The organism is Amycolatopsis azurea DSM 43854, from assembly GCF_001995215.1.
Taxonomy (GTDB): Bacteria; Actinomycetota; Actinomycetes; order Mycobacteriales; family Pseudonocardiaceae; genus Amycolatopsis; species Amycolatopsis azurea.
This window is the reverse complement of record NZ_MUXN01000035.1, coordinates 1-19538: the sequence shown is the minus strand read 5'-3', so window position 1 is coordinate 19538 and position 19538 is coordinate 1. Positions and strand designations below refer to the sequence as shown.

Sequence of the window (19538 nt, the reverse complement as noted above, 5' to 3'; positions counted from 1 at the left end):
ACGGCCGTGAGCCGGCCTCGAAGCGCCAGGCACGCTTGCCCCACTTGTCACTTCTTCCCGGCCAGCACGTCCAGGTAATGCTGGTTGAACATCACGCCGAGGACGTTGCCGAACGGGTCGACGACGGCCGCCGTCACGAAGCCGGGACCGCGTTCGATGATCGGCTCGTACTCCTTCGCGCCCTTGTCGAGCAGCTTCGCGAAGGCGTCCTCGATGTTGTCGACGGCCCAGTTCGCGATGGCGCCACCGGGTCCGGGCTGCGCCAGTGCCGGCCGGTAGTCACTGCGGACCAGGCCGAACTCGTGCTGGTAGTCGCCGATCCGGAACTCCGCGTACGCCGGCTCCCCGTCATGACCGTCGCGTACGAAGTACGGCTCGATCCCGAACAGGTCCGAGTACCACGCGATCGCGGCACCCAGGTCGTCGGCGTAGAACGTGGTGGTGGTGAGACCTCGCAGCATTTCCTTCTCCTCAAGTAGTGGCTCTGAGAAGAAGGATCCACCGCAAAGTGCTCACCGAATGACCACTTTTCCGGGCGGGTTTCAGGTGACCCCGGGACGCGCCAGCCCGGTCTCGTAGGCGAGCACCACGGCCTGCACCCGATCGCGCAGGTCCAGCTTGGACAGGATCCGCCCGACGTGCGTCTTCACCGTCGCCTCGGACAGGAACAGCGTCTCGGCGATCTCCAGGTTCGAGAGGCCCTTCGCGATCAGCACGAGCACCTCGCGCTCCCGCTCGGTGAGGACGTCGAGCTCGGCCGCGTCCCGCATCGGCTTCCCGCCGCCGCCGACGAACCGGTCGAGCAGCCGCCTGGTCACCGAAGGCGAGACCACGGCGTCGCCCGAAGCGACCGCCCGCAGCGCCGACACCAGGTGATCCGGCTGCGTGTCCTTCAGCAGGAACCCGCTCGCCCCGCCCTGCAACGCCGAGTAGACGTACTCGTCCAGGTCGAACGTCGTCATCACGAGCACCCGCGCCGTCCCGGCTTCGACGATCCGCTTCGTCGCCTCGACCCCGTCCAGCACCGGCATCCGGACGTCCATCAGCACGACGTCGGGCCGCAGCTCTTCCGCCAGGCGGATGGCCTGCGCACCGTCACCCGCCTCGCCGACGACATCGATGTCCGCCTGCGCGCCCAGGACCATCCGGAACCCGACGCGCATCAATTCCTGGTCGTCGACGACCACCACCCTGATCACGTCGCCAACCTAACCGGGAGCCTCGCGTGCACCTGCCACCCTCCACCGGGAGCGGGCCCGACCTCCAGCGTGCCGCCGAAGACGTTCGCCCGTTCCCTCATTCCGATCAATCCGTTCCCGCCGGGGACGGCGAGCTTCCTCGGCGGTGCCGTCTGCGACGCCGTCTTCGCGGCGGCGGGCACCAGCTGTTTCGCGCGGCCGGCGCCGTCGTCGGTGACCCGGACGTCGATCACGTCCTTCTCCCGGCGCACCAGCACCTCCGCCTGCGCGCCCTGCCCGGCGTGCTTCAGCGTGTTCGTCAGCGACTCCTGCACGATCCGGTACACCCCGAGCGAGACACCCGCGGGCAGCCCTTCCAGCGCGTCGGACCCGATCGCCAAGGTCACCGGGACACCCGCCTGGCGGATCCGGTCCGCGAGGTCGGTCAGCGCGCTGGCGTCCGGCTGCGGCACGCGCGGCTCGTCGTCACCGTCGCTGCGGAGCACGTCCAGCAGCCGCCGCAGTTCGGCGAGCGCGCCGCGGCCGGTCTCCGAAATCGTCTGCAAGGCCCGTTTCGCCATCTCGGGATTCCCGTCGACCGCGTAGGACGCGCCGTCGGCCTGCACGACCATCACGCTCACCGCGTGCGCCACGACGTCGTGCAGCTCACGGGCGATCCGTCCGCGTTCCTCGCCGACGGCGATCCTGGTCGCCTGGTCCCGTTCCGTCTCAAGTAGATGCAACCTGGCTTCCACCTCCTCGTGATAGGCGCGCCTCGCGCCCGCGAACTCGCCGAGCGCCCAGCACAGCGCGGCGGAGAAGACACCGATGATCACCAGTACCCACATGTCCTCCGGCGGGTCGACCCACATCTGGACCCCGGAGACCACGAAGGTCGCCAGCAGGTACAGCAGCCCCTGTTTGCGTCCCACGTAGACCAGCACCGAGTAGATGCTGATGACCAACGCGAACGCGCTGGCCGCGCCCAGCTCCAGCGCCCCGTGCGGGATGCCGATCAGCAGCAGCAGGTACGCCGACCACAGCGGTGCCTTCCGCCGGAAGACCAGCGGGGCGACCATCGCGATGTCCAGCGGAACGACCACGTACCAGGGCGGCATCGGGACTTCCGGCGTCTCGACCGCCGCCACGTAGAACAGCAGGTCGGTCAGCAACAGGACGACGGCGATGAGACTGTCCCCCGCCATGGGGTGGGCACGCATCCAGAGGCTCAACCGTCGCACCTGGTAACACTATGTCGGCCCCGGACGTTCGCGCGTCGGTCGCCGGTACCACCTTCGGTGCGACCCGAGGATGAGCGGCATGGGACGATTCGGGTCGGCTGGCCCGACGACTGGGAGGGGGTGGGCGCCGTGACCTCGGTGACGGAACAGGGCCGTCTCGCCGGTCCGCTGTCGATGTCCGTGGCGAACCTCTGCCACCGCTTGCAGCCGCAGGTGTCCGCGCGCACCGCCGCGGGCTTCGCCGAAGTGCTGCGCAGGCTGGGCGGACCGCTCCAGGTCGCCGTCGCCGGCCGGATCAAATCGGGTAAGTCCACACTGGTCAACGCGCTGATCGGGCGCCGGGTCGCGCCGACCGACGTCGGCGAGTGCACCCGGCTGGTGACCCGGTTCCAGTACGGCACGGTCGACCGCGTCGAGATCGTCTTCAACGACGGCCGCAAGCAGGTGCTGCCCTTCTCCGCCGACGGGATGATCCCGGCCGAGCTGGGCATCGACATCGACCAGGTCTCGCATATCGAGGCCTACCTCACCAACGCGGTCCTCCAGGGCATGACCGTCATCGACACCCCGGGTCTCGGGTCGCTCGACGCCGCTTCGGTGTCGCGGACCGAGCAGCTGCTGGGTGCGGCGAAGCACCGCAAGCCCGATGACGAAGAAGAGGACGAAGAGGGTTCGGACGAGCTGGACGACACCTCGCGCAACGCCGTCGCGGGCGCCGAGGCCGTGCTCTACGTCGTCACGCAGGGCGTACGCGCCGACGATCAGCAAGCGCTGGCCGCGTTCACCGCCGCGACAGCGAGCCGCGAGGCCGGCCCGGTCAACGCGATCGCGGTCCTCAACAAGGCGGACACCATCGCGCCCGAGTCGGTCGAAGGCTCGGGCGGCGACGTGTGGAAGGCCGCGACGCTGTTGTCGGAGAAGCAGGCCGCGACGCTGAAGCCGCGGATCGCGGACGTGCTGCCGGTGATCGGGCTGATCGCGGAGTCGGCCGAGTCCGGCGGGTTCTCCTCTCCCGACGCCGAGGCGCTGCGCCAGCTGGCCGAGATGGACGACGACATCCTCGAGACCATGCTGATCTCGGCGGACATCTTCACCAGCTGGGAATGCGACGTCGCGGCGGGCACGCGGCTGCGGCTGCTGGAGAAACTGGACTTGTTCGGCGTCCGGTACGCCGTCGAGACGATCCGCAAGGAACCGGAGATCACCGCGGGCTCGCTGCGGCGGAAGCTGCTCGACGCCTCCGGGCTCGAAGCCGTCCGCCAGCGGCTGAGCATCGTCTTCGCCGCCCGCGCCGACGGCATCAAGGCCGCCGCCGCGCTCGCGTCGGTCACCGCGCTGGCCCACGCGTCAGGCGACCCGGCCGAACGGCAGCGCGTCCACGACGCGATCGAGGTCCTGCTCGCCAAGCCCGAGGCGCACCAGCTCCGGCTGCTCGAAGCGCTCACGCTGGTCGCGTCCGGCGCCGTCGACATGCCCGAGGACCTGTCCGAGGAGGTCCTGCGGGTCGGCAGCAACGCCGACATCGGCGCGCAGCTCGGCAAACCGGGCGCGCCCCGGGCCGAACTCGCCGCCCACGCGCTGGAACGCGCAGGCTGGTGGCGCTCCTTCGCGTCCTTCGGGGCTACGCCCGCCCAGAGCCGCGTCGCGCACGTCGTGCACCGGGCGTACTTCCTCATCTGGCAGCAGATCCGCGACCCTCAGGCCTGACGCCCCTCGCCCATCTCCAGACCCCGGATTGATAAACCGAGCGCTCGGTCTAATAATGGGCGCATGGAAACGATCGTCGACGAGCCCCAGTGGCTGCGCACGGCCTCCTGGGTCGGCTGCCCGCTGGTGGGCGCAGGGCTCGGCTGGTTCCTCCAGTCGATCTCCGGCTGGGTGGCCTCCCTGAGCTGGGTCCCGTTCAAGGGCCCGTTCCAGCTCGTCTCGGACATGCCCAGCCCCTGGGGTGTCGTCACCGGGGTCGGCTTGGGCCTGGTCCTCGGCCTCGCGTTCGCCGCGGTCTGGGCGCACGAGCGGCTGATCGTCAAGGTGACGCCGACGCGCATCACGCTCACCACCAAGGGCCGCAGCCGCGCCTACGAAGCCAAGCTCCAGGCCGTCTTCTTCGACGCCAAAGAGCTCGTCCTGCTCGCCTCCGACGGCCGGGAACTGGTGCGGCAGAAGAGTGACGTCGACCGCGAAGCCGTCGCCAAGGCCTTCACCGAGCACGGCTACCCGTGGCACGCCGAACCGCCGGCGGTGAAATGAGGACGGTCGACCCGGCCAAGCACGAGGCGAAACGCCGCGCCATCCTCGACGCCGCCGCGTGGTGTTTCTCGGAGAAGGGCTTCGAGAAGACCACGACCGCCGAGATCTGCCGCGCCGCGGGGATCAGCACCGGCAGCCTGTTCCACTACTTCCCGAACAAGCGCGCGGTGTTCGTCGGCATCTTCGAGCAGGACGGCGACGAAACCGCGGCCCTGATCGCGGCCGCCGACGAGATCGAAGATCCCTGGGAGGCGATCCTCCACGTCCTCTTCAGCGTCTCCGAACAGCTCTTGAACCCGATGGCGGCCAGGCTCGTCCTCGAGGTCGCCGCGCAGTGCGCCCGCGACGCCGAACTGGCGGAACTCGTCCAGGGCAACGACCGCGCCCTGCGTGACGCCCTGATCGGCCTCGTGAAACGGGCGGTGGAAGCGGGCCGGATCGATCCCGGTCTCGACCCGAAGACGGCGGCCAGCTGGCTCGTCGCGATGATCGACGCGCCGCTCTCCCGCGTGATTCTGGAGCCGGATCTCGATCCGGCCGCGGAACTGGCGGTGATGAAGATGCTGATCTCCAGATTCCTTCGTCCCGTTCTGCCGATTTCGGCCCCGGCGGGCGGTCCGGTGCCTGACACTGGTGAAATCTCCCCGGGCTGATCGGTAGGCCCGGGACACCAGTTACGGGGGTCGATTCGGGTGGCGGCTTGGCTGCGTAAGAAGACGGTCGAAACTGTGCCGATCGAAGACGTGAACCCTGACGACGTGCCGACCAACCAGATCTCCGCGGTGAACATCGCGGCGATCATCGCCGAGGCGGACGGGGAGACTTCGCCGTCCGAGGGAACCGAGATCGTCGAAGCCGCGTCGAAAACGGATGTGGAGTCCACGACCACGGGTCCGGCCGACCTCGAACAGGCTCTCGCCGACAGGCAGGCGCTGATCCAGCTCTGCCTGTACGCCCTCGATCGCGCCCGCAGCGGCGGCGTCGTCGAGCGGCTCGAACACGGTCTCGCCGGCATCGGCGTCCGTGCCCTGCGCCCGGACGGCGAGCGGTTCGACCCGGCCGTGCACGAGGCGGGCGGCGCGGTCGCCACCGAGGACCCGGCCCTCGAAGGACTCGTCGCGGAGACCGAGGTCGTCGGGTTCGCCGATCACGACCGGGTCCTGCGCGCGCCGATCGTCATCGTCTACGCGAAGAAGGCCCAGTGACCGCTCCGAGCGCGGCGGCCAACCTGCCGGCCCTCGTGAAGAGCACGCGCGAGCAGCTGCTCACCGTCGTCCGCGAGGCCGACCCGCAGGCCGCGAAATGGGTCGAGGACATCCGGAAGGCGCGGCCGAAGAAGCCGTCGGTCGTGGTGGTCGGCGAGACCAACCGCGGCAAGAGTTCGCTCGTGAACGCGCTTCTCTCCATGCCGGGACTGTCCCCTGTGGACGCCGACGTCGCCACGGCGACGTATCTCGTCTTCGAGCACGCCGAGCAGTGGTCCGCTCAGGCGTGCTATCCAGGTCAGCTGGCGCCGGTGCCGATCAACCTCAACGACCTGATCCACTGGGTCTCGGCCGCGCACGAGCTGCCCGAAGGCCAGATCCCGCCGCGGTACGTCGAGGTCTCCGGCCCGGTCCCGCTGCTCGAACGGGTGTCCATTGTGGACACGCCGGGGGTCGGCGGGCTCGACTCGATGCACGGGGTACTGGCGAAGGAGGCGGCCGCGGGCGCCACCGCGCTGCTGTTCGTCGTCGATGCCTCTTCGCCGTTCACCGCGCCGGAACTGCAATTCCTGCACGACATGGGCGAGCGCGTCGAGACCGTGCTGTTCGCGCTCACCAAGACCGACCAGTTCCGCGGCTGGCGCGAGGTCCTCGAAGCCGACCGGCGGCTGCTCGCCGAGCACGCGCCCCGGTTCGCCGACGCGGTGTTCCATCCGGTGTCCGCGCGCATGTTCGAGACGGCGGCCAAGGCCCCGAACGAGCAGATGGCGATGATGCTGCGCGAGAAGGCCGGGATCGCCGCGCTGCAGGGCGCGCTGCAAGAGATGCTGGTCGGCCGCTCGGCGATGCTGGGCGAAGCCAACACCCTGCGCGCGCTGTCGAGCGCGCTCGCCGAGCTCAAGGCGAAGGCGCAGGCGGAAAGCCGCGCGCTGTCCGCCGGTGAGGCCGAAGCCGAGCAGTTGCGCCAGCGTCGCGACGACCTGAGCACCGAACGCCGGTCTTCGACCCGGGGCTGGCAGCTGAAACTGCGCGCGGAGATCCAGCGGACCCGCGTCGAGGTCGGGCACGAGACCAGCAGGCAGATGCGCGACGCGTCGACGCACTTCCGGCAGCGGATCGACGGCTCGAAACGCGACGACCTCGCCGCGCTCCCCCAGCAGGTCGACATCGCGCTGCAGACGACGTCGCAGCGGATCTCGATGCTGCTGTCCCAGCGGCTCAACCAGGTCACCAACGTCGCGCTCGCCGAGCTGTTCTCGGCCGAAGAGCTCGACATCATCCGCGGCCAGTTCGCCAGGGCGGGCGGCCCGCCGGTCGTCCTGCGCCCGCCGGACAAGAAACCGCCGACGGCCGAGGACAAGCTGCTCATCTTCATGGGGGTTTCCGGCGGTCTCGGCGCCGGGAAGGTCGCCGCGCTGCCGCTGGCGGGCGTCGCGATCCTGAACCCGGTGATCCTGCCCGCGACGATCATCATCGGCCTCGGCGCCGGCTGGTGGATGGCGCGGACCCGCAAGCACGCCTCGGACAAGCAGCACATGAAGCAGTGGCTGGTCGAGGCGATCGCCGACGCGCGGTCCACGTTGGACCAGCTCGTCGCGGAGCAGCTGATCGAAGCCGAACAGCAGCTGTCGATGGCGCTCGACGAAGCCCTCGGCCGCCGTATCGACGCGATCGAGGCGGAGCTGAAGGAAGTCGACAAGACGATCAAGATGGGCGCGCAGGAACGGGCGAAGAAGATCTCGATCGTCGCGAAGCGCTTGAAGGACGTCTCCGACGGCCGTGACCGCGCCGAGGCCCTCCTCGGTCGCATACGGTCACTGCGCGACAATCAAGCGTGACCTTTCCCCAGCGACCGCAGCAGCCTTTCGGACAGCAGCCGCCTCAGCAGCAGTCTCCTTTCGGGCAGCAGTTCCCGCAGCCGGGACCTGGGCAAAGCCCGTTCCCGCCACTGCCGCCCCAGAAGGGGTTGCCGGCGAAGCTGCAACGGCTGAGCGAGGCGGTCCGTGATCCGAAACGCCGCAAGAAGCTGATCCTGTGGGTGGTCCTCGCCGTCGTCGCGGTGTTCCTGCTCGTCGTCGGGCTGGTCTTCCTGATCGGCGTCGTGCTGACGAAGTAGCCCTCCTGTTGTGGACCGGAACCGAACCGGCCTACGGTGAGTCATAAGCTTCGACACACCAGCAGGTCAACGAGGGGGTTATCCCATGTGGGTCGACGAGAGCGGCGGCACGGACACCGAAGCGGGCTCCACCGATGCGGTCACGGTCCACGTTGACGGCGAGGAGTACCAGGCCGAGCTCAACTACGACCTCGACAAGGACGGCGTCAACGACGCCGCGGTCATCCAGCACGACGACGGCACCGGCCAGGCGTTCGTCGACACCGACGGCGACGGCGACGCCGACCAGTACGCGGTGCTCGACGAGAACGGCAAGGTGGTCCAGGAGGCCGTCTACGACGAGGCCTCCGGCGCCTGGGTCGAGGCGGGCGGTGGCGGCCACGACGACGGCTCCGACGCGGGCACCAGCGGCACCATGCACGCCGACATGCCGAGCGGCGACGTCGAGGTCGGTCCGCCGACCATCGACACCGACGGTGACGGGACCCCGGACACCGCCGTCATCCAGACCGAGGACGGCCGCACGATCGCCTTCACCGACAAGGACGGCGACGGCAAGGCCGACATCGCGGTGGAGACCGACGCCTCCGGCAACTCCAAGACCTACGAGCACACCGGACCCGGCCAGTGGACCGAGACCGGCAGCGGCGTGGTCAATGAGGACATCGGCTCGGCCTTCGCGAGCACTCCGGCGGCCGCCGAGGGCGACCCCGCGGGCGACGCGGCCTGGGGCGGCGCGGGCACCGAAACACTCGAAGGAGTGGCGAAGATCGATTCCGGCACCGGCCAGTGGATCAGCCAGAACTAAATCCTGAAATGGACTAAACCAATAGAAGAATGGTTTAGTCCATTTTGCAGGGTCAATTCGTGTAATCCTGGTCACAGAACAGCCCGGTACGAGACCTCGTACCGGGCTTTCTCGTGTCCGATTCGGCCTTCGCCCGCCTCGCCGTTGTGCTGTCGATCACCGGAAGAATTTCTGCGTATGGCCCATTCCGGTGATACTGAATCGATTCCCTTATCGTTCTTGTGAGAGAACCGACAGGTCAGCTCTCGGTTACCTGCCGGTCATCCGGCTACTCTCGGGGAATCCCAAAACCTGCACACCGGTCTTCCCGCCGGTGTGCGAAGCCATTCGGTCGCCGGCATCGAAGCCCGCATCGGAACAGCGTCGTTCCCGATGTGGGCTTCTGCCGTCGGAAGTCAGGAGTAGAGATGACCGCAGTCGCCATCCCTGGACTGGAAAAAGCGCCGACGACGCACAGTGGCGTCCTGTCCTGGGTCCGGGAGGTCGCCGAACTGACCACTCCGGACCGCGTGGTGTGGGTCGACGGGTCCGACGAAGAGGCCGCGCGCATCAACGCCGAACTGGTCTCCGCCGGCACGTTCGTGCAGCTCGACGCCAAGCCCAACTCGTACTGGGCCGCCTCCGACCCCAACGACGTCGCCCGCGTCGAAGAGCGCACCTTCATCTGTTCGAACGATGAATCCGACGCCGGTCCCACCAACAACTGGATGGACCCGGCCGAGATGAAGGCCACGATGACCGAGCTGTACCGCGGGTGCATGCGCGGTCGCACGATGTACGTGATCCCCTTCTGCATGGGCCCCCTCGGTGCGGAAGACCCCAAGCTCGGCATCGAGATCACCGACTTCGCCTACGTCGTCGCCTCCATGCGCGTGATGACCCGCGCCGGCAAGGCCGCGCTGGACAAGTTCGTCACCGAGGACGGCACCGAGCGCTCGTTCGTCCCCGCCCTGCACTCCGTCGGCGCGCCGCTGGAGCCGGGTCAGAAGGACGTCTCCTGGCCGTGCAACACCACCAAGTACATCTCGCACTTCCCCGAGACCCGCGAGATCTGGAGCTACGGCTCCGGCTACGGCGGCAACTCGCTGCTGGGCAAGAAGTGCTACTCGCTGCGCATCGGCTCGGTCATCGCCCGTGACGAGGGCTGGCTGGCCGAGCACATGCTGATCCTCAAGCTGATCTCGCCGGAGGACAAGGTCCACTACGTCGCGGCGGCGTTCCCGAGCGCCTGCGGCAAGACCAACCTCGCCATGCTCCAGCCGACCATCCCCGGCTGGCGCGCCGAGACCCTCGGCGACGACATCGCGTGGATGCGGTTCGGCGAGGACGGCCGCCTGTACGCGGTGAACCCCGAGTTCGGCTTCTTCGGCGTCGCGCCGGGCACCGACTGGCACACCAACCCCAACGCGATGCGCACCATCGAAAAGGGCAACACGGTCTACACGAACGTCGCGCTCACCGACGACGGCGACGTCTGGTGGGAGGGCATGGGCGAGAAGCCCGCGCACGCCACCTCCTGGAAGAAGCAGGACTGGACGCCTGAGTCGGAAGAGAAGGCCGCGCACCCGAACTCGCGCTACTGCACGCCGATGTCGCAGTGCCCGATCCTCGCGCCCGAGTGGGACGACCCGCAGGGCGTGCCGATCTCGGCGATCCTGTTCGGCGGCCGCCGCAAGACCACCGTCCCGCTGGTGAACGAGGCCCGCGACTGGCAGCACGGCGTGTTCATGGGCGCCACCATGTCGTCGGAGACCACCGCGGCCGCCGCCGGCGCGGTCGGCAACGTGCGCCGCGACCCGATGGCCATGCTGCCGTTCCTCGGCTACCACGCCGGTGACTACTTCAAGCACTGGCTGGACCTCGGCAAGAACGCCGACGCGAACAAGCTGCCGAAGATCTTCTACGTCAACTGGTTCCGCCGTGGCGACGACGGCCGCTTCCTGTGGCCGGGATTCGGCGAGAACTCGCGGATCCTGAAGTGGGTCATCGACCGCGTCGAGGGCAAGGGCAACGCGAACGAGACCCCGGTCGGCTTCGTGCCGGGCGCCGAGGACCTCGACACCGACGGCCTCGCGGAGCCGCTGGCCGACATCCAGGCCGCGCTGGACGTCTCGGCCGACGAGTGGCGCAAGGAACTGCCGCTGATCGAAGAGTGGTTCGAGAAGATCGGCGACAAGGTCCCGTCGTCGCTGCGTGACGAGCTGGACGCGCTGAAGCAGCGCCTCGGCTGATCGCCTGAACGGGTCGAAGGCCTCATCCTCAGGGTCATTCCTGAGGATGAGGCCTTCTTCTTTCCGGCTTGGGTACCGTGGCCGCATGCTCAAGTTCGGCGTCAACATGGTCGTCCCGGACAACCGGGCCGCGTGGGTCGGGAAATGCCGGAAGGCCGAGGATCTGGGGTTCGACGTCATCGGCGCCGCCGACCATCTCGGCATGGCCCCGCCGTTCCCGGCGCTGGTGCTCGCCGCCGAGGTGACGAGCCGTCCCCGGCTCAACACCTTCGTCATCAACACCGCCTTCTACAACCCGGTGCTGCTCGCCCGTGACGTCACCGGCACCGACCAATTCACCGAAGGCAGGCTCGAACTCGGCCTGGGGGCCGGATACGTGAAGGCCGAATTCGAAGCGGCGGGACTGGAGTTCCCCCGGGCCGGAAAGCGCGTCGACCACCTCGAAAACACCATCAAAGAACTCAAACGGCTCTACGCCGACGAAAACCACAAACCGCCCACGGTGCAGAAGCCGGGGCCGCCGTTGATGATCGCCGGACGCGGCGACAGGCTGCTCACGCTCGCCGCCGAACACGCCGACATCATCGGTTTCACCGGCACGGCCGCCGTTCCCGACGGCGGCGCGCTCGCCGTCGACGACGCGGACGGAATCGAGGAGCGGGTGAACTTCGTCCGTGGGAAACTGGACGGCCGTGAAGCCGAATTCAACATTCTCTCGCATTTCGTCGCCGTGGTCGAAAACCGGCGAGAAGGTCTGGAAAGCCTGCGGGAACTGCTCGACGACGCGCTGACCGTGGACCAGCTCGCCGCATTGCCGACCGCGCTCGTCGGGACGCACGAGCAGATCGCCGAACAGATCCTGGCGCATCGCGAACGGTTCGGCTTCGGCTATTTCACCGTGCTGGAGCACAACATGGACGCGCTCGCGCCGGTGATCGAGTTGTTGCGCGGCCGATGATCGACGTACGCGGGCTCGGCGTCCAGGCCGGGGAGCACTGGTTGTTCGACGGCCTCGACTTCGAAGTCGAGGCGGGCGAATGCGCGGTCATCGTCGGCCCGAACGGGGTCGGGAAATCGACGCTGCTGCGGTGCCTGTACGGAACGCAAGCCCCGCAGCGGGGGCGGGTCGTCGTCGCGGGCGGAAAACCCGACGAACGCGATGTTTCCTTTCGCCGCAAGGTTTCCGTGCTGTTCGACGATTCCGACTTCTTCGCCGAACTGACCCCGATCCAGCATCTCGAACTGCTGGAAGGCTCCTTCGGGACCGATCTCGGTGATCACGAGGCCTTGCTGGCGGACGCGGGTCTGTCCGAACGCGCGAAGGTCACCGCGGGCAAGTTCTCGGCGGGGCAGCGCCGCCGGCTGCTGCTCCTCGGCGCGACGGTGCGGCCGCACGACGTCCTGCTGCTCGACGAGCCCGAACGGGCGCTCGACGTCGCCGGGAAGGAATGGCTGACGTCGCTGATCGCGCGGTCGACCGGGGCCGGGGCGGCGGTCGTCGTGGCCACGCACCATCCCCCGCTGCTCGAAGCGGCCGACTCCACCCTCGAGTTGTGGTGAGCACGAAAGCCCCCACGCACGTTCCGGGACGACAGCGATTCGGCGGACTACTCAACGGGGACTACCAGACCTTCTTGGCGCTGTTCGGTTTCGGCGCGTTGTTCACCGCGTTCGAGAATCTCCCGAAGCTGCGTTCGATCCTTTTCGGACTGTCCGTTGTGGACTTTCCGGCGGTGTTCGGTCTGCTGGTCGTGCTGTGCGCGATGTTCTGGCGCAGCCTGCTGCGCCGCGGCTTCGTCTGGGCCGAACCGGCGGCGCTGACCTGGATGGACTTCGCGAGTGTCGACAGGCGCCGCGTCGTCGTGAAGCGGATGTGGACGCTCTGGCTCGGGCTGGTCCTGGTGGTCGGCTACACCGGGGCGCTGGTCACCGCGATCGGTGGCGGGTCGAAGGACGTGTGGATCGCGATGTCGGCGTTGACCGCGTCCGGGGCGGTCCTGGCCGCGGTCACCGCGCGGCGGACGGCGATCCGCGGGGAGACCGCGGGACCGATCGTGCTCGCGCTGGCCGGGCTGGCGGTGGCCGCCGCCGGACTGGGTCCGATCGCGGTCGAGGTGCTGGCCGGCGCGCTGTTCGTGGTGGCGGTGGCGGTGGCCTTCGGCGGCGAGCCGATGTCCGGGGTCGGGCGTCTGGAACTCGTCGACGGCTGGAACGCGCGGCTGCTGCGGGCGATGGCCGCGGTGTTCATGGATCCGATGCTGCTGATCCCGGAATCGAGGCCGGTGCCCTGGCTTTCATTGCGGCGTCCGACGACGTTGCGGCTGGCGTGGGCAGGAGTGCTCGGCCGACGGCGTTACGCGTCGGTCAGCGTGGTGGTCGCTTGCCTGGTCGGTGTCGGGCACCTGGCCTTCCCGGCCGTCCCGGCGGCGCCGTTGTTCGCGGTCGGCGCGTACGCGGCGCTCGTGCCGTTCGTCGGCGGGCTCGGCGAACTGTGGCGCAATCCGGGCCGCAGGCGCTGGCTCGGCGCGTCCGACTGGGAGTTGCGGCTGGTCAACGGTCTGGTGGTGGCGGTGCTCGGCCTCGGCTGGGGCGTGCTGCTCGGCCTGGTGACATTGACGCTCAGGGTGACTCCGGCGTGGCCGGTGTGGCTCGCGGTCCCGCTCGCCGTGTTCGCCGCGCTGCGGACCGCGACGCGGCCGCCGATGAACTACGACGTCAGCGGCGGGGGTGCGGCTCTCCAGGCGATGCGGGGCGTCGACGTCCTGCTGGTCGGCTCGCTGCTGCTCAGCGTGACCGGCTGAGGTCACCCATTCCCGCGTTCGGATCATTCGGATACTCCGAACGCGGGTTACCCTCGATGCGACGAAAGGAGCACGAGGTGGGCGGCGGGCACGCACCGGGTAACGGACGGCGGGCGACCAGCGAGTTCCCCGTGGGCTGGACCGACGAGCAGATCATCGCGGTGATCAAGGACGTCGCGAACGATCCGAGCGAACCGCGCCGCAGACAGCACAACGGCCGCTGGCGCTGCGCGGGCGAACGGTACGGCGTGCACCTGATCGTGCTGGTCGAGGACAACGGCCACGTCAAGACGGGCTATCCGGTGGCGGGCCCCGGCGTGGTCCGCAATCCCGACACCGCGGCGGATCCGGCGAACCCGACCGTCGCCGACCTCGCCGCCGGCCGCATCAGCTTCTTCGGCGACAGCCTTCTCGACCAGCTCGCCGACCGCGTCGCGCCGGACGTCCTGGCGTTCTACCGCACCCTGCACTGGTCAGGCGAGTGGGAGGAGCTGGCGGACGTGCTCGTCGCGCACGCGATGGCCGAGAACCTGCGGCTCTCCGTGGACGAATACGCGACCCTGGAAAGCCTGCTGAACAGCTTCGACCTACCGATCGACGGCTTCCTCTACCTGAACGACCGGGCCCACGCCCTGGCCACCCTGCGTCCCTGACTCGCGTGATCCGCCCCCGAGCACGCGAGTCCCGTGCTCGATCACGCGAGTGCGCGTTCTGATCACGCGAGATCGGCCTAACTCGCTTCGGCGACGTCGGCGATGTCCGGAGCGCCACCCTCGGCAGCGGCCCGCAGCACGTCCAGCGGCAGGCCGACGGCGTCCGCGAGTGCCATCACAGTGAAGAAGGCGGGCGTCGGGATCCGGCCGGTCTCGATCTTCCGGAGCGTCTCCACCGAGATCCCGGCCTCCGCCGCGACCTCGACCATGCTCCGCGACGCCGACGCGCGCGCGTCCCGGAGCGCCAGTCCCAGCCGCTCACCGCGTTCGCGTTCTTCGTCCGTCAACGGCACTCGCACCATGAGCCCAATACTAATACCGGCCGCCCACCCGCAGGGCGATCCGGCGGCCCAGAACCAGACCCCACCCGAGTTACCCCCAGCCTGTGGACAACTCTGTGCACAGGTCTGTGGACCGTGCAAAAGAAGGGCCCCGCCGAGCCGAAACTCGACGGGGCCACAATCCCTAGGGGCTTCAGCCGCCCGCGGGCACCGGAAGTGGGAGTCCGGGGAGGCTCTGGTCGTTCGGCACCTTGCCGTCGACGAGGTAGTCCTCCACGACCTTGTCCACACCCGTGTTGCCGCCGGCGTAGATGCCGTGGTCACCCTCACCGGTCACGGTGATCATCCGCGAGTTGGCGAACGCGCGGTGCGCACGGGTCGCGCCCTCGATCGGGGTCGCCGGGTCGTGCACCGACTGGACGATCAGCACCGGCGGGACGCCGCGGCCGTCGAGCTTCGGCAGGTCGACCGGCTTGTTCTTCCAGAAGATGCACGGCTGGATCAGCCAGCCGGCGCCGAGCAGCGGCAGATCGCGGTCGATCAGCTTCTGCGACTGGCGGATGACGCTCTGCCGGTTGCCGGTCCACGGGCCCTCGTTGCAGGGGATGGACCAGAAGCTGGCGTTGTAGGCGTCGCCGTCGCTCGGGACGACCAGCGGCTGCGGGCCGATGACGCCGTCGGCCTCCACCGTCTCCGCCTTGACCTTCTGCGCGGCCGTGGCCTTCTGCTGCTGCGAGCCGGAGCCCTCGGTCAGCGTCTTCAGGTTGACCAGGTAGTCGGCCAGCGCCGGGAAGTTGCGCTTCGAGTAGAGGTACGACGCGATGGTCGAGTCGAGCGCGTTGGCCGACACCGGGACGCCGTCGACCTCGACCGGGTTCTGCGTCAGCGCGAAGCGGACCTTCTCGTAGCTCTGGCGCGCGGCCTCACCGTTCTTGCCGAAGCCGTAGACCTTGTCGTACTTGCCCATCCACGGCAGGAAGTCCTGACGCCAGCGGCGCTCGAAGCCGAGCGGCTGCCCGTCGAACGAGTTCTGCCAGGTCGTGGTGAACTCGGTCGACGAGTCCAGCAGGAAGCGGCCGGTCCGGGTGGGGAACTGCTGCGCGTAGTGCGCGCCCATCCAGGTGCCCGCCGAGTAGCCGACCCAGTTGATCTTGTCGCGGCCCAGGAGGACGCGCAGCAGGTCGATGTCCCGGATGGTCTGGGCGGTGTTGATGAGCGGGCCCAGCTCGCCGGACTTCACCTGGCACGAGTCCGCCGCGTACTTGGTGGCGTCCAGGATCAGGTTGAGGTTCGCCCGGCTGCGGTCACGCGGGTCCAGGTCGGAGCCGGTGCCGACCGCGTTGCCGCAGGTGATGTTGGTGCTCTTGCCGGTGCCGCGCGGGTCGAGACCGATGATCTCCTGGTTCGCGCGCAGCTTCGTCTGGTTACGCAGACGGGCCGGGAAGTTGCGGCCCGGAGCGCCAGGGCCACCCGGGTTCGTGATGACGCTGGCCGTCGCGGTGCCGCTGGTGGCGGCGAGGCGGCTGACGGCGATCGTCAGGTCGATGCCCTCGTTCGTCTTGTACCAGTTGCGCGGCGAGCGGTAGGTCGCGCATTCGATGTTCTCGGCCCCGGGAGGCGGCGCGGTCGGCAGCTCGTTCGCCGTGCACTTGTGCCAGTCGAGCTTCTGGTTCGCGTACTGCGCCGGAATGTTGGTGGAGTTCAGAGGCTGCTGTTTGGCAGCCTCCGGTCCTGCGAACGCAGGAGTGAACCCGGCCAGCATGGTGCCGGCGACAGCCGGGATCACCACCGCATAGCGGAGTTTCTTCATCCGATGCCCCTTTGATCTTGCGTGCGAAGTTCCTGTTCGCGACTGCGGCTATTGATATCCGGCGGGGAGGCCGACGGCAACCGCCCTTCGTCGGATGGGGCGTCGCTGATCAAATCGATATCCGGTAGGCGTGACCCAGGTGGGCGAGAGGTTCTAGGGTCATCGGGTCCATCCGGGGTTACGGGAATGTTAGGTGAGGTCCGATGGCGTCAGGTAAGGCAGACGGGAAGGTGAGGGGCTTTCAGTTCAGCCCCTGGAACCTCCTGCTGATCATCCCGTTGCTGGTGCTGATCACGTCGCTGTTCAATGCGGACGGCCCTCGGCTGTTCGGGATGCCGTTCTTCTACTGGTTCCAATTCGTGTTCGTGGCCGTCGGCGTCCTGTGCACCTGGATCGTCTACGTGATGACCAAGGACAAGCCGACCGGTGAAGGTCCCGACAAGCTGTCCGTGGACAAGCTCGACGAGAGGGACGTCAAGTGACCAACATCCAATGGCCGGAGCTGATCATCTTCGCGATCCTCTTCGCGGTGGTCACCGTGCTCGGCTTCGTCGCGTCACGCTGGAAGGCCGGCAACAACCTCGACCACCTGGACGAATGGGGTCTCGGCGGCCGCAAGTTCGGCTCGTGGATCACCTGGTTCCTGCTCGGCGGTGACCTCTACACGGCGTACACGTTCGTCGCCGTCCCCGCGCTGATGTTCAGCGCCGGCGCGATGGGCCTCTTCGCGCTGCCGTACACGATCATCGTCTACCCGATCGTGTTGATGCCGGCGCTGCGCATGTGGTCGGTCTCGCGGGTCCGCGGTTACGTCACGCCCGCCGACTTCGTGCGCGGCCGGTTCGGTTCGCCGACGCTGGCGCTGCTGATCGCCATCACCGGGATCATCGCGACGATGCCGTACATCGCGCTGCAGCTCGTCGGCCTCGAAGCGGTGCTGCGGACCATGGGCATCAACGGCTCCGGCATCGTCGGCCACCTGCCGCTGCTGGTCGCCTTCGTCATCCTGGCGGTCTACACCTACCAGTCCGGCCTGCGCGCGCCCGCGTTGATCGCGTTCGTCAAGGACATCCTGATCTACATCGTGATCCTCGTGGCGATCATCTACCTGCCCTCGAAGCTCGGCGGCTGGTCGGCGATCTTCGACTCGGCGCAGGCGAAGTTCGACCAGACGCCGTCGAAGGCGGACGGCATCCTGCTCAACGCCAACAACCAGCTGCAGTACGCCACGCTGGCACTCGGTTCGGCGCTCGCGCTGTTCCTGTACCCGCACTCGCTCACCAGCGTGCTCGCCTCACGCGGCCGCAGCGTGATCAAGCGGAACATGGTCGCGCTCCCCGCGTACTCGCTGGTGCTGGGCCTGCTGGCGCTGCTCGGCTACGTGGCGATCAGCGCCGCGGTCAAGCCGATCACCAACAACGCCACCGGCAAGCCCGACACGAACACCGTCGTCCCGGTGCTGTTCGACACGCAGTTCTCGTCGTGGTTCGCCGGGATCGCGTTCGCCGCGATCGGCATCGGCGCCCTGGTGCCCGCGGCGATCATGTCGATCGCGGCGGCCAACCTGTGGACCCGGAACATCTACAAGGAGTACATCAAGAAGAACGCGACGCCGGGTCAGGAGGCGAAGCAGGCCAAGCTCGCTTCGCTGATCGTGAAGTTCGGCGCGGTGGCGTTCATCCTGTTCATCGACCCGCAGTTCTCGATCGACCTGCAGCTCATCGGCGGTGTGCTGATCCTGCAGACCCTGCCCGCGGTCGCGATCTCGCTCTACACGCGGTGGTTCCACCGGTGGGGCCTGATCGCCGGTTGGATCGTCGGGATCGGCTGGGGTCTGATCATGCTCTACAACATCCCGAACGCGGCGACCGGCAAGGCGCACTTCGGTGGTTCCGCGCTGGCGCTGGACAAGCTGTCGGTCTTCGGCTGGCACCCGTTCAGCGGTTCGCAGGTGCAGATCTACGTCGGGTTCGTGGCGTTGGTGGCGAACCTGCTGATCGCCGTGATCTTCACGGTGATCGCGCGGCGGATGAAGGTCTTCAACGGCACGGACGACACCGCGCCCGAGGACTACCACGCCGACGAGCACGACAAGGATCTCCGCGAGATCGGCGTCCACTAGTCGCTTTTGGCGGGAAGGGCCGCGTCCGGTTCGGACGCGGCCTTTTTCGTCGCGGCCGTCGCGGTCAGGTACAGGACGAGGCCGTTCAGCAGGTGCCAGACGAAATGGGTTCCGGCGGGGAAGTTCCCGCAGACGGTGTGGTCGGCCGTGCGGAACGAAAGGGACACGCCGAAGACGCCCGCCGCGATGGCGAACCTGCGGCGGTGCTCGCCCTTGAGGACGACCGCGAAGACCACCAGCCCGATCAACGCCGAGAGGTACATCCCGCCGCCCAGCGACGCGACGACGGCGGTGAAGGCGAGGAACACGGGGATGGCCAGCCAGGACAGCCTTCGGCTGACGCCGAAGAACAGATGCGGGAACACGGCGGCGTAGTACAGGACGAACACGAGGATGAAGCCGGTGTCGGCGGCCGCGGACCAGCGGGTGGCGAGCAGGTGGAAGGCCGTGCTGCCGAGGAAAACCAGGCCGATGAGAACCGCGAACACGCGGCCCTTCGGTTGCCGCCAGACGGCGATCGCCGCGATCAGGAACGCGAGGTTGCTCAGGCTGTTGAGCGGCTCGCCCCAGAGTCCGGGGGCGAGGCGTTCGCAGTAACCGTCGAGGTACGCGGTCCAGTTCACTGCTCCAGGTAACCCTGCCCGCGTGAACTGCGGGTGTCGGCTTTCGGGAGCCTGCGGTTCGGCTGCCCGCGCGTTCGGGGGGAGGCGGGCGCGTTCGGGGGAGGCCGGCGCGTTGCGAAAGCCACGTTCGCAACCTTCAACGTTGCGAACGTGGCTTTC

General features: G+C 68.3%; 20 protein-coding genes. 14 read left to right on the top strand and 6 right to left on the bottom strand.

Annotation, left to right across the window (positions count from 1 at the left end; genetic code table 11):
- Positions 1-47 precede the first annotated feature (47 nt).
- From B0293_RS40565 to B0293_RS40555, 3 genes are all read right to left on the bottom strand, one after another.
- The gene (locus B0293_RS40565) at positions 48-461 is read right to left on the bottom strand and encodes a VOC family protein (RefSeq protein ID WP_005167027.1); all 414 of its coding nucleotides are present in this window, start codon (positions 459-461) and stop codon (positions 48-50) included.
- 81 nt (positions 462-542) lie between these two features.
- Entirely contained in the window at positions 543-1199 is a 657-nt protein-coding gene (locus tag B0293_RS40560) for a response regulator (protein WP_005167029.1), read from the bottom strand.
- Positions 1196-2398: a sensor histidine kinase gene (locus tag B0293_RS40555; protein WP_425331840.1), complete on the bottom strand. Its 1203-nt coding sequence runs from the start codon at positions 2396-2398 to the stop codon at positions 1196-1198. The genes B0293_RS40560 and B0293_RS40555 overlap by 4 nt, the downstream gene beginning before the upstream one ends.
- Before the next feature lie 195 nt (positions 2399-2593).
- Here B0293_RS40555 and B0293_RS40550 point away from each other — a divergent pair, with 195 nt between their 5' ends.
- From B0293_RS40550 to B0293_RS40500, 12 genes are all read left to right on the top strand, one after another.
- A complete protein-coding gene (locus B0293_RS40550; protein ID WP_407640121.1) occupies positions 2594-4126 on the top strand; it encodes a dynamin family protein in 1533 nt (510 codons plus the stop codon).
- 63 nt (positions 4127-4189) lie between these two features.
- Positions 4190-4669, top strand: a complete 480-nt coding sequence (locus B0293_RS40545) for a YqeB family protein (RefSeq protein WP_005167036.1) — start codon at positions 4190-4192, stop codon at positions 4667-4669.
- Positions 4666-5322: a TetR/AcrR family transcriptional regulator gene (locus B0293_RS40540; protein WP_005167038.1), complete on the top strand. Its 657-nt coding sequence runs from the start codon at positions 4666-4668 to the stop codon at positions 5320-5322. Before B0293_RS40545 ends, B0293_RS40540 begins: the two co-directional genes overlap by 4 nt.
- A gap of 39 nt (positions 5323-5361) precedes the next feature.
- Positions 5362-5874 carry a nucleotide exchange factor GrpE gene (gene grpE, locus B0293_RS40535; RefSeq protein ID WP_005167040.1) on the top strand — a complete coding sequence of 171 codons (513 nt, stop codon included), beginning with the start codon at positions 5362-5364 and terminating at the stop codon, positions 5872-5874.
- The gene (locus tag B0293_RS40530) at positions 5871-7712 is read left to right on the top strand and encodes a dynamin family protein (RefSeq protein ID WP_005167043.1); all 1842 of its coding nucleotides are present in this window, start codon (positions 5871-5873) and stop codon (positions 7710-7712) included. Before grpE ends, B0293_RS40530 begins: the two co-directional genes overlap by 4 nt.
- Complete coding sequence (locus B0293_RS43400) at positions 7709-7990, top strand: hypothetical protein (RefSeq protein WP_143254755.1); 282 nt, start codon at positions 7709-7711, stop codon at positions 7988-7990. The genes B0293_RS40530 and B0293_RS43400 overlap by 4 nt, the downstream gene beginning before the upstream one ends.
- A gap of 85 nt (positions 7991-8075) precedes the next feature.
- Positions 8076-8798 carry a DUF6802 family protein gene (locus B0293_RS40525; protein ID WP_005167048.1) on the top strand — a complete coding sequence of 241 codons (723 nt, stop codon included), beginning with the start codon at positions 8076-8078 and terminating at the stop codon, positions 8796-8798.
- 407 nt (positions 8799-9205) lie between these two features.
- On the top strand, positions 9206-11029 hold the full coding sequence (locus B0293_RS40520; RefSeq protein WP_005167049.1) for a phosphoenolpyruvate carboxykinase (GTP): 1824 nt from the start codon (positions 9206-9208) through the stop codon (positions 11027-11029).
- 85 nt (positions 11030-11114) lie between these two features.
- Positions 11115-11987, top strand: a complete 873-nt coding sequence (locus B0293_RS40515; protein ID WP_005167051.1) for an LLM class F420-dependent oxidoreductase — start codon at positions 11115-11117, stop codon at positions 11985-11987.
- Positions 11984-12589 carry an ABC transporter ATP-binding protein gene (locus B0293_RS40510; protein ID WP_005167052.1) on the top strand — a complete coding sequence of 202 codons (606 nt, stop codon included), beginning with the start codon at positions 11984-11986 and terminating at the stop codon, positions 12587-12589. The genes B0293_RS40515 and B0293_RS40510 overlap by 4 nt, the downstream gene beginning before the upstream one ends.
- Entirely contained in the window at positions 12583-13830 is a 1248-nt protein-coding gene (locus tag B0293_RS40505; protein ID WP_039919749.1) for a DUF6297 family protein, read from the top strand. The genes B0293_RS40510 and B0293_RS40505 overlap by 7 nt, the downstream gene beginning before the upstream one ends.
- Positions 13831-13907: 77 nt before the next feature.
- Positions 13908-14483: an EndoU domain-containing protein gene (locus tag B0293_RS40500; RefSeq protein ID WP_005167056.1), complete on the top strand. Its 576-nt coding sequence runs from the start codon at positions 13908-13910 to the stop codon at positions 14481-14483.
- Positions 14484-14560: 77 nt separating this feature from the next.
- On the opposite strand, the gene B0293_RS40495 is transcribed toward B0293_RS40500, so the two are convergent.
- Together B0293_RS40495 and B0293_RS40490 are read right to left on the bottom strand one after the other, a co-directional pair.
- Positions 14561-14845, bottom strand: a complete 285-nt coding sequence (locus tag B0293_RS40495; RefSeq protein WP_039919751.1) for a helix-turn-helix domain-containing protein — start codon at positions 14843-14845, stop codon at positions 14561-14563.
- A gap of 172 nt (positions 14846-15017) precedes the next feature.
- Complete coding sequence (locus B0293_RS40490; RefSeq protein ID WP_005167059.1) at positions 15018-16634, bottom strand: alpha/beta hydrolase; 1617 nt, start codon at positions 16632-16634, stop codon at positions 15018-15020.
- Positions 16635-16837: 203 nt separating this feature from the next.
- Between B0293_RS40490 and B0293_RS40485 the strand changes: the two genes are divergently transcribed.
- Both B0293_RS40485 and mctP read left to right on the top strand, forming a co-directional pair.
- A complete protein-coding gene (locus tag B0293_RS40485; RefSeq protein WP_005167062.1) occupies positions 16838-17116 on the top strand; it encodes a DUF3311 domain-containing protein in 279 nt (92 codons plus the stop codon).
- Positions 17113-18756, top strand: coding sequence for a monocarboxylate uptake permease MctP (gene mctP / locus B0293_RS40480; protein ID WP_005167063.1), 1644 nt, complete (start codon positions 17113-17115; stop codon positions 18754-18756). The genes B0293_RS40485 and mctP overlap by 4 nt, the downstream gene beginning before the upstream one ends.
- Here the strand turns inward: mctP and B0293_RS40475 are convergent.
- On the bottom strand, positions 18753-19379 hold the full coding sequence (locus B0293_RS40475) for a hypothetical protein (RefSeq protein WP_005167065.1): 627 nt from the start codon (positions 19377-19379) through the stop codon (positions 18753-18755). The genes mctP and B0293_RS40475 overlap by 4 nt on opposite strands.
- Positions 19380-19538 lie beyond the last annotated feature (159 nt).